The following is an 11,398-nucleotide window of genomic DNA, read 5'->3' as shown; positions in this document are numbered from 1 at the left end:
AAATATGAGAAGCATCATGGATATATAGAATAGCTGCTTCAATTGAAGAAGCAGCTTATTGAATTAGTTAATTTTTGTCTCAAAAACCTTTCCATCTTCTTTACATAACACCTGCACTAGATTTCTTGCCTGTAAGACAACACTCGGAAGACCTCCTCCCACTTGACTCCAATGCCCAACCATATAAAAGTCTTTAAGTCCGGGAAGTGAACGTTTCAGTTTTTTCTCGTGTATGATGCCTTCCATCTGTTTTTCCCAGCCCTGCCAGCTTCCATTTCTATTATTTGTGTATCTTCTGATCGTATATGGGGTGGATACATCAGTCACGTCAATATTTGATTTAATTTCACCAAACCATTTGTCTAATTCATCAATCATTACATTCGCAATTGCTTTTTTCTCTTCTTCATATTTTTCGCGGTTGTTTTTTTGCAAAGTCTCCCAGTATTCAGCAGAAGTTTTCGCATACACGATAATACTCGTTTTGCCATCAGGTGCGAATGAAGGATTTTCGTTATATATTTTCACAAATATGTTTTTAACGTTGTCACAGCCATAGGCATTAAGAGGCTGTTCTAATTCCAGGCTCAAATAATGAGGATATTTTTCAAACGTTTTTGATACGCCCAATCCGACATAAATTTGCGGCGCACTTGTTTTAAGGTTGTCATAACAAAATGTCAGTTCATCATCTGTATATTTTCCATCCAGCATTTCAAAAATAGTTTTATAGCCATCCGCTGCTGAAATGACGATATCTCCATAATGACACTGTCCGTTTTTCAACTCTATTCCGATCGCTTTATCATTTTCTACTAAAACCTTAGAAACAGGTGATTTATATTGAATCTCACCGCCTAATTCAACATATCTGGCTTCAATAATTTTTGCGAATTGCAGAGAACCTTCTACAGGATGTCCTGAAGATTTGCTATTAGCCCAGCCTAAAGTAGCCATAAAGTAAGATATAGGGGTATCTACATTAAACCAAAACAGACGATTTACATTTTCTCTTACAAAACTGCTTTTAAAGCGCTGGGCGAATTCTTTGATCGTCACTTTTCCCCATTGCCCCATTACTTTCATGTAAGGGCCAGCCTTTGCTTTGAAGGCCTCAAAGTCTGCTAAATCGAACAGTTCGGGCGCTTTATCCAAATCCAGATCTACATCAGAAACAACTCGAATGCCATCAGTTAAAAGCTTAATTGTTTCCGCATCTTCAGGTGCAACTTTTAAAAACTCCTGTTCTAATTTATCTACATCAGCATACAGCGTAAATGTATCACCATTTCTAAAGTTAACAACCGCAAATTCTTCATCATTAATGAATTCCATACTTTGTATCACGTTCAGCTCTTTCCAAAATTTATGGAACGTGTTGTTAGGTCCTGAACCGACCAGCCAGCTGATACAACCGTCAAAAAAGTACCCTTTTCTCTTCCAGCCGGTACATAAACCACCCGGCAGCAAGCCCATTTCAAAAATTTTCGTGCTGTATCCGTTCATTTGCAAGTAACAGCCCGCGGCCATTCCTGCAATACCGCCTCCGATTATGATTGCAGTCTTGTTTTCTTCTGTATTCTTCATTAATTTTCCCCTTTTCCGAAACTAGTTTTCTAAAATTTTCAATCCTTCTTGTATATTGATTTTGCCGTTCTCCAGGTCGTCAAATAGATTGTTGAGTTCTTGCTCAAGCCGATTTTCAGCAGTATCTTCTTCCGTTTCTTGCTGTGGATCTTTATTCAGCTGCTTGTCAATATACTCTGATAGCTCCACTACAGAGGAATATGTAAATATATCGGATATATCCACAATGTCAGGATATTGTTGATTAATCAGTTTTAACAGTTGGGTTGCCATAATAGAATCGCCGCCCATGGCACTAAAGCTTTCATATAAATCTAGCTCTTGCATATCCAAAACCATAGAGTACATTTGCGCAATACTTTTTTCGGTATCGGAGTAAAGTTCTCCCTTTCCTTTGAGCACTATATCTTCAGTATCTGTTCTTCGACGTTTTTCTGCTTCGTTTTTTGTCCTGTTTTTATCTATTAATTTGTTTTTGATTTGCTCAGATAATTCAAAAGACAATTCATCCTTTGCAAAAGCGAGGAGCTTCATATTTAATGTACCTGGAATGATATTAGTAAGCTTATTCGATGCTATTTCTTCTAAAACGGAAATAGCCCTTTCTACCGTCAATAATCTGAAAATAGAACTCTCATCAGTAATTCCATAATCGACAGCTATGCCGACCTCATCCCAAGCCGGCCAGTTAATTGACAGCGTGTTTTTTCCCTGTTTGTTTTGCATATAAGCAAAGGAATCTAAATAAGCATTTGCAGCTGTATAATCTCCCTGTCCGGCACCTCCGAAAATAGAATTAATTGAGGAGAACAAAATCGTGAAATCTAAATCTACGTCTCTCGTTAAATGATTGATAACCCATGTTCCATTAATTTTAGGAGCGAGCACTTCTTTAAAAATATCAGCTTCTTTTCTAAAGAGGAAACCGTCCCCGGCAACTCCGGCACAATGGAACACGCCATTGATCGTACCGTATTTCTGTTTTATTTCTTCAATTACCGGCCCCATGCTGTTTAAGTCAGAAACTTCACAGCTGTAGCAATCAACTTTAGAACCCATTGACTCGATAGCTCTGATGGACTTCAGTTTTCTGCAAAGCTTTAAATCCGTTCCATCAGCAATGATGTCGTCCCATCGGCTTTGATCAGGCAGTTTAGAGCGATTGAGCAATACAGCATTGACGTTATGTTTTCCAGCCAGGTGCTTTGCGATCTCCAAACCGATTCCGCCGGTGCCGCCGGTAATCATATAGACACCGTTTTCTTTAATTTCCAAACCGCCGTGTTTCTTATTCTTTATTCGTTCAACCGTATCCAACCGACTGATATACCGCTTACCATCCCTAAAGGCGACTTGATAGTGTTTCCCTTTTGTTCTTAACTCCTCACTAATAATTTCCGGTGAAGTATGTTCATCAATATCAATTGCTTTACATGAAACATTTTGGAACTCCTGCGAAATAACACGTCCCAGACCAAACAGCGCGGCGCCCAATGGATTGATTGTATTTTCTTCTCCTGACACTTCTGTCACAAGATCAGAAATAAGATGCAAATTAATATTGCTTTTCATCTTATTCTTACTTAACCCCCGGACTAAGCGGAACAGGCTGTATACGCCTTTATTCTGCATGTCTTCTAAATCTGTTAATGATTCCGTTCCTTGGCGGCTGATAGAAGACATATGTATAATGCTGCTGATATTTTGATCGTTTATGCTATGCAATAATTGAACATAGTCTTCTTCTGATCCGCTAATTAGAAATTTCCGCCCATTTATCTTCTGAAATTCATCCCCAAACTCCACTTCAATAACATCATCGTCACGAATTTTCAACTGTTCCAGTATAGATTTATAAATTTCCATGTTGTCTTTAAATAACAGTACAGGACCTGTTACCTCTGTTTTTTCTTCTTCAAAAGCTTCTTGCGCCACCCATTTTAATTGATAAAGTGATTCAGAACTTTCTTCAAAAAGGGCATTAATCCGATTTACTTTTTTTAATACATAATCGGTGATTTCTGCAAAAACATGTCCTTCTGTATCTATTAACTGAATATCACACAGCTTTGTCTCTTTGCTGCTTGCGTTCTTTTTGACAAATGCATAAAAATGCTGCGGCATTCTTGAGTAAATCTTCACACTTTTATATGAAAAAGGAAGGAATGTACTATCGTCATCATCTTCTCCAATAAACACGTTCACCGCATTATCTAGCAAAGCGGGATGTAAAAAGACGTCTTTTAAATCTGCTGTAAATTCATCAGCCAATTTTAATTCGGCCAACTGTTCATCAGGGCCCAGTATGACTTCTTTGAAGTTCAGCCACCTCGGTCCGAAAGTAAAGACTTTGCTGATTAAACCATTTTTATTTTCATAATTGACTTTTATCTTCTCTCTGTTACTGTCATTCCTAACAGAGTGTAAATCAAACATTGATACAGAGTCTGTTAATGGAAACGCTTTTCCTTCTGCATGTGTAATCCAGGTTTCTCCTTCCTGACTGGCTATTATAAATTGAATACATTCTTTCTTTTTCTTAATGATTGTGTGTACAACCTTATTCTCATCCTCATTTACCGTTAACGGAGTGAAGAAGATAATATCTCGTAATTCTAATTGATTGCTTTTATAGTAAGCGGCACTTGCTCTTCTTCCCATTTCGATATAAGTCGTCCCCGGAATAACACAAGCCCCCATGATTTTATGGTCACTTAAAACCCAATCCTTATTCACATTAAATGTCGTTGAATAAATCGTCTCATTCATTGAATCAGCCAAACACTGGTCAATCAGCGGGTGACTGATATTTTTCTGATGCGGCGCTTCACCTCTTCTGTCCTTTACTTCTCCCCAGCATAATGTTCTTTCAAATTGGTATGTCGGAAGACTGACAATCTTTCTGTGCTCATCCTTGTACATTTTTGTCCATTCTACTTTTGCTCCTCTGATATACAGGTTGCAAATTTCCGTAAGGTTTAGCAGTAAATATTCATCCCCTTCAGTAAGAATGTCATGTATCAAATTGTCAGATTGAGCATTCATTTTTCGATGTTCAGATAAGGAAATTTCTCCTTCATCCATAATCTGTTTTCTATCAGAACCAACTTTATGGAAAGAAAAATATACGCCTTTTTCTGATATTTCATTCAGGTTTTGTCCTGCAAGCCTGCCGATTTTTCTCTTTAATTCTTCGTAACTTTTTACAATCAGAGCCAATCGGTAGCCGTAATGGCCCCGCCCTGTGTTTGCCGTATAGCAAATGTGTTTTACGTTTTTTTGAGTTCCTTTTTTAAAGAATTCATTATATTCCTTGATGAGTTTCATTAAAGAATTCTCTGTTTTAGCTGATAAAGTAAATATCTCAAATGTTTCATTTGCAGGAATGACCTCTTCAACCTCATCTCCAGCATCTTCAATCACTACATGTGAATTGGTCCCCACAAAGCCGAAAGAACTGATTCCCGCTCTCCTCGGTGAGTTATTTTTAGGCCATTCATGGGCTTTGTCTGTAACAAATACAGGTGACTTCACAAAGTTAATCAATGAATTCGGTTCTTTAAAATTAATACTCGGAGGGATGACTTGATGCTTCATAGACAGAACGATCTTGATAAGTGACGCCAAACCCGAAACGGCAACGGTATGGCCAATATTAGATTTAACAGATCCGATCCCGCAAAACTGCAGCTTGTCCGTATATTTTGAAAACGCATTGGAAATCCCCTTTATTTCAATTGGATCTCCAAGCTTTGTGCCTGTACCGTGCGCTTCGATATATTGAATGGTTTCGGGATCAATTTGAGCATTTTCCCATGCCTGAACCAGTACTTCTTCCTGGGCGATGGCATTTGGAGCTGTCAATCCGTTTGAGGCCCCGTCATTATTAACTGCACTCCCTTTGATAACAGCATAAATATGATCTCCGTCCTGCTTGGCTTTACTTAAAGGTTTTAAGATGACTGCCGCTACTCCGTCACTGAAAAATGTCCCGTCTGCGTCTTTATCAAATGAGTGTACTTTATCACTTACTGATTCCATCATTGATTTTTTGGACGTTTTGAAGCGCGGAAAGAATCCTAATGAAATTCCGCTGACAATAGACATATCGCATTCTTTATTTTTCAAAGCATTACAGGCAAGATGCACACCAAGCAGCCCCGAGCTGCAAGCAGAATCCAAAACCATAGAACTTCCTTTTAAATTTAATAAATAATTAATCCGCCCCGCCATCAAACCCGGCCAGTTGCCCGTCATACTTGTCGATTCTGATTCTGTAATGTAGCGGTACAACGTATTATTGACATGGTCTTTTCCAACAAAGAGCGATGTGTTGCTTCCATAAATTTTGTCCCCTGCATACCCTGCATCTTCAATCGCAGTCCATACCGTCTCCAGCAATACTCTATGAGACGGGTCAATGGCCTTTGCTTCTTTAGGAGAAATATTAAAAAATTCAGGATCGAACTTGTCTACGTCTTCTAAATATCCGCCAGGTTTCCAGTTATCTGCTTGTTCTTCCGTCAGATATCCTGAACCGAGAAAATCAGTAAACCCTTTATTGTTTACGATCGGTTTAATGTAATTGATCATATCTTTTGGATATTCCGCTTTGCAGTCTTCTCCATTCATCAGATTCTGCCAGTATTCATCTGTATTGTTTGCTTTCGGCAGTTTGCAGGAAATTCCAATGATAGCAATATCTTCATTGCTGCTTGCAGCCTTTAATTCTTTTAGCATTCGCTTTGCTTCTTTCTGGCTTAGCTTATGCTGTTTCACTTGTTCAAATATATAAGATTGAACGCTATTCATTACGGATCACTCCCGCTTTCTTTCTAAGAAAATTTTTGATAGGAAGGGTAATAAGATCTACAATTTTACCTTAAAATGGAATTCAGTTCCCATAATAATGTGATAGGCAGGCTGCTTTTTCTTCATTCCATTCGCAGCCTGCCAATATTTCATTTTGCGAATATATTTTTACAGGCCCAATTCAGTTATTTTCGGTCTGGATGAAATATTTGATTTGCTTCGCTGACTTCCATCTCTCCGGATGCCAGCTTATTCAAAATTGCATCCAGGTCATCTTCATTGTCTTCTTCAGGGATTCGGTCAGAAGACTTCTGATCACTGAAGTGGGATTCAAGGTAGGTTGACATCTCCTTAATGGAGGGATACGTAAAAATATCAGAAACATCAATGAGAGAAGGCCATTCTTTCTCTATTTCTTTTACCAGATATATCGCGGATATTGAATCTCCGCCCAAATCATAAAATTTATCAGTTATACTGATTTGTTCTAAGCCTAAAACTTTTATCCAAGCTTTCATTAGTTTATTTTCAATATCGCTGAAGCAAAATGTCTGATCAGTTTTCGACTCAACAGATTTTTTTACAATCGCCTGCTCCTTAAAAGTCAAAATATCCGGGGATAATCGGAACTGAATTTGATCTTGATTTAATTCCAGTACCCGATGATCAATTTCCCCGATGATCACATTCCGGATGTCCTTTTGCATGACTTCATCGAAGGCACGTATCGCTTCAGCTGAGGTAATCGTCTTAAAGCCGTTTTCATCTTTATGTTCGTTTCCGGCCTTTTGACGCTCTTCAATATATTCGGCAAGCATACCCACATCAGACCAGCCGCACCAATTAATCGTAACTGTTTTTTCATCCGGTCTTCTTCGCTGTCTGCGTTCTGCGAAGGAATCCAGGTAGGCATTAGCCGCAGTATAATCAGCCTGCCCCATACTCCCCGCAAGTGCTGTGATAGAAGAAAACATTATGAAGAAATCCAGATGCTCATGCTTTGTCAGCTCGTTTAATATCCATGTTCCATTAACTTTCGGTCTGAGCACGTTATCAAACACTTTTTTTTCCTTTCTGAAAATAAACCCATCTCCAGAAACACCAGCACTATGTATGACACCGTGGATTGTATTGTATTTACTCTTTATTTCCTCGAATACATGAATCATTTCACTTTCATTTGCGACATCGGCCTTATAGTAATCTACCTTAGAACCGCTTTCTTTTATTTCTTTTAGAGCATCGATTTTCTTTTTGTTTCCCTTCTCCATGTTGATCTGCTGCTCGGAGCGTCCAATGAGGATTAATTGGACATTTTCTTTTGATGATAAATACTTGGCCATTTCTAATCCCAGTCCGCCCATACCGCCGGTAATAACATATACACCGTTCTTTCTGATGCTTATTTTCCCTTCCCGAATTACGGATAAGTCTTCAGTCTGGAGCTCTTGAACGTATTTATGCCGGTCTCTGTAAGCGACAAGCTCTGACTGTTTTTTTGAGTTGATTTCAAACATGATGTTTTCCGCCATAAGATTTTGATCCAAATCTATGCATCTGACACTTACACGCGAATATTCCTTTTCAATTACTTTTCCAAAACCGAAAAATGCCGCGTTATGCGGGTTAATGTCTGGTTCTTCACCGCTTACTTGATGTGCAAGGTCTGCAAACAGCATCAGTTCTATGTTATTTTTTGTATTTTCTACAAGTGATTTTGTTAAATAAAATAAACTGTCTACCCCTGAGGATATTTTTTTCTGAAGCTGATATATGTTTTTGTCTTTCTCATCGCTGATAGACATCAAATGGACAATCTGAGAAACCTTTTCACTTTGAAGAGTTTTTACAAGACAGTCATAATCTTCTTGAGAATCACTGACTGTATAATGATGGCTTCCGATTTTAGAGAAATAGTCACCCTGTTCCGCGACAATCACAGTTTTCCCTTCCAGTTCTAAGCTTCGAATGATTTCCTCGGATAAACTGCAGCCATTATTCTTAAATAATAAAATAGGATGATGAATTTCTCGCATCTCGTGTGATTGATCGCTTTCTCTTATCCAAGATAGCTTATGATATATATTGTTCCTTTTAGTCTTTTCAGCTGCTTTATGCACCCTTTTTACGATGTAATTGTTTATTTCACCGAATACTTCTCCAGTCTCATTCAGCAGGACGATGCGAAACGTTCCTGTTTCTCCGTTGCTTCGGCTCTTTTTCTTGATATAACTGTAAAACTTTTTAGAAGCGGAGCCATAAATCTTAAATTCTTTATAAAAATAAGGGAGATAGGTTTCGTTATCTATCGTGAATGTCCCGGCATTAACGGCACAATCCATCATCGCAGGATGAAGCGAAAACTGAACGAAATCACTCTCATATTCTTTCGGCAATTCCAATTCACATAGAAGCCTGTCGTCGTCTCTGTAGATTGCATTGGTGCATTTCCATCTGCCTCCGACTTGAACGATGCTTTCCGGTCTATTGGTATCTTCTATATGATAAACCGACTTGTATTCATCGGTGTTTATTTCTGTCAATGGATGATTATTACGTTGAATGGCATAGACAGCATTGAAGCTTTTCTTTAAATCCTCAATGTCATATGTTTCCCGTACCGGTTCTTCTTTCGCAATGACCGCTTCCGCGTGCTTTATCCATTTATCGCCGGACTTACTTATCACACTAAACTCTAAAACGCTGTCCTTTTTCTTTATGATCGTATGAACTTCTTTAACTTCATTTGCTTTTACCTTTAACTGATTTGAAAACGTAACGTCTTTTAACAGAATGCCGAAAGGTGCGCCGAAGTATTTTCTTCCCGCTTCTCTAGCTGTTTCTATATAAACCGTTCCAGGGATAACGTAAGAATCATTCACTTTATGTTCATTTAAAAACCAATAATCAGTGACATTCAAATGGGATATATACACTTCCAGATTCAGTGACTGCACTGCAAGATTGCTCAATAAAGATTGTTTTTTCTCATCGGCTGAAGGGCCGTCTGCAGCCGGCTCAGCCCATAATCTTTTTCCGCTGAATTTGTATGTCGGCAAGCTGACCTTTTGAAAATTCATCTCGCTATAAAGATCTTCAAAGTTGATATTCGCCCCATCACAATACATTTCACATAAAATATGTGAGTCAGAGGTTGAAATATTAGAGACGTTTTGTCTGACTCTTTGAATCACATTTTTTATTGTTTGAGTATTCTGCACACTGTCTGTATGCGTTTTTCCTATAAACTTTGTTTGATTTGTTATCGATTGAAAGTATATATTTTTCTCCCGATACGTTTTCCATTCAGAGCATGATAAAAACTCCAGCTTTTTCAGCAGTTCCGCGACAGAGCTTATTACCATAGCGATTCTGTATTTGTTTGGCAATCTCCCAGTGTTTGCTGTATAACATATATCTCCCAGATTCACATCTGTTTCTCTCTTTAAATAATCAATATGATCTGTAAGCAAGTGCGCGAGTGATGTTTTAGTCCTAGCTGAAACAGTAAAAATATGTTCAGATAAAACGGATTGATCGACTTTTTCAACTGCGGGTGCCTCTTCTAAAATGACATGACAGTTTGTACCGCTCAGCCCAAAACTGCTGATGCCGCACCTGTATACTCCGCTGCTCTCCCATGCTGAAACGGAGTCATTGACGTAAACAGGCGATTCATGAAAATTGATATTTCGGTTCGGCACTTTAAAATGTAAACTTGGCGGAATTTTTTTATGCTTTAATGCCATTACCGCTTTAATTAAACCCGCTATTCCCGACAAACTATCAAGATGCCCGATGTTTGTTTTGACTGAAGATACGGCACAGAACTGTTTTCGGTCTGTATATTTTCTGAAAGCCCGTTGCAACGCATTTATTTCAATCGGATCCCCTAATTTGGTCCCTGTCCCATGAGCTTCAATATATGTAATTGTTTTAGGATCTATTTTTGCATTTTTCCACGCATCTACTATTACTTGTTCTTGAGCTGCTGCGTTAGGAGCGGTAATTCCTACTGAGCTGCCGTCCTGGTTAACAGCGCTCCCCTTAATGACTGCATAGATCTGGTCATGATCACGAATCGCTTGGGCCAGCGGCTTCAGCAATACGGCAGCGACTCCTTCGCCGCTATTCGTGCCGTCAGCTGAATCATCGAAAGTCCTTACAGCAAAATCAGATGAAGAATTCCCGATATTTAACCTGCTCTCCTCTATTGTCTTTGGGAATACTTTTATATTCACTCCGCCGGCTAATGCCATATCGCAATCCTTATTTCTTATTGCCTGACAAGCCGTATGGAGGGCGACAAGTGATGAAGAGCATGCAGTATCGATTACCATTGCTGGCCCTTTAAAATCCAAGATATATGACAGTCTGCTTGCGATAACTGATTTAATGTTACCCGCGGTAGCCAGTCCGAGTAACGATTGATCTCCTTTTTCAAGCAATCTGAAGTATTCATTTGAGCCGTCACTGCTGAGTCCAATGTATACTCCCGTATTTGTCCCACATAATTTTCCGCCGCCGTAACCCCCGTCTTCCAATGCGTTCCAGGCCGTTTCAATAAATAATCTTTGTCTGGGATCAATCAACTTTGCTTCATTTGGAAGGATACTGAAAAAGTCACAATCAAATTTATCAATCTCATCCATATAGGCTATTTTTGTATAGGCTGCATCTTTACTGTACTTGGTTCCGCTGTTTTTTAATGACTGGTCAGCATCTTTTTTTCTGTTCAGCGGAATGTCTCTGATGAACTCTTTTCCTCGTAAAAGTAAATCCCAATATTCATTTACGTGATTGGCTTCGCCGATTCTGCATGATAAACCGACAATGGCAATGTCATCTCCGGAAATGTCTTTGGCCCCTACCTCGTTTTTTTGTTTCTTTACATTCAGAGTTTGATTTGTAAAAGCGGCCGCTTTTAAATTACTTAAACTTATAAAGTCTGTTTTCATTTTTTTACCTCGCTGAGAATCACTAGATAGGTAATCATACC

General features: G+C 38.8%; 3 protein-coding genes. All 3 read right to left on the bottom strand.

What is annotated here, in order from left to right; translation table 11 throughout:
* Nucleotides 1-63: 63 nt before the first annotated feature.
* The 3 genes from NYE62_RS01260 to NYE62_RS01250 all read right to left on the bottom strand — a co-directional run bounded on the left by NYE62_RS01260 (nucleotide 64) and on the right by NYE62_RS01250 (nucleotide 11,357).
* Nucleotides 64-1,587: an FAD-dependent oxidoreductase gene (locus NYE62_RS01260; RefSeq protein WP_342497186.1), complete on the bottom strand. Its 1,524-nt coding sequence runs from the start codon at nucleotides 1,585-1,587 to the stop codon at nucleotides 64-66.
* Nucleotides 1,588-1,608: 21 nt separating this feature from the next.
* Complete coding sequence (locus tag NYE62_RS01255) at nucleotides 1,609-6,399, bottom strand: SDR family NAD(P)-dependent oxidoreductase (RefSeq protein ID WP_342497185.1); 4,791 nt, start codon at nucleotides 6,397-6,399, stop codon at nucleotides 1,609-1,611.
* A 185-nt stretch (nucleotides 6,400-6,584) separates the two neighbouring features.
* A complete protein-coding gene (locus NYE62_RS01250) occupies nucleotides 6,585-11,357 on the bottom strand; it encodes an SDR family NAD(P)-dependent oxidoreductase (RefSeq protein WP_342497184.1) in 4,773 nt (1,590 codons plus the stop codon).
* Between the last annotated feature and the right edge of the window lie 41 nt (nucleotides 11,358-11,398).

The organism is Bacillus sp. FSL K6-2861 (assembly GCF_038630725.1).
In the GTDB taxonomy this organism is placed as follows: domain Bacteria; phylum Bacillota; class Bacilli; order Bacillales; family Bacillaceae; genus Bacillus; species Bacillus velezensis.
Note: the sequence above shows the minus strand (reverse complement) of the source record. Positions and strands in the feature narration are given on the sequence as shown.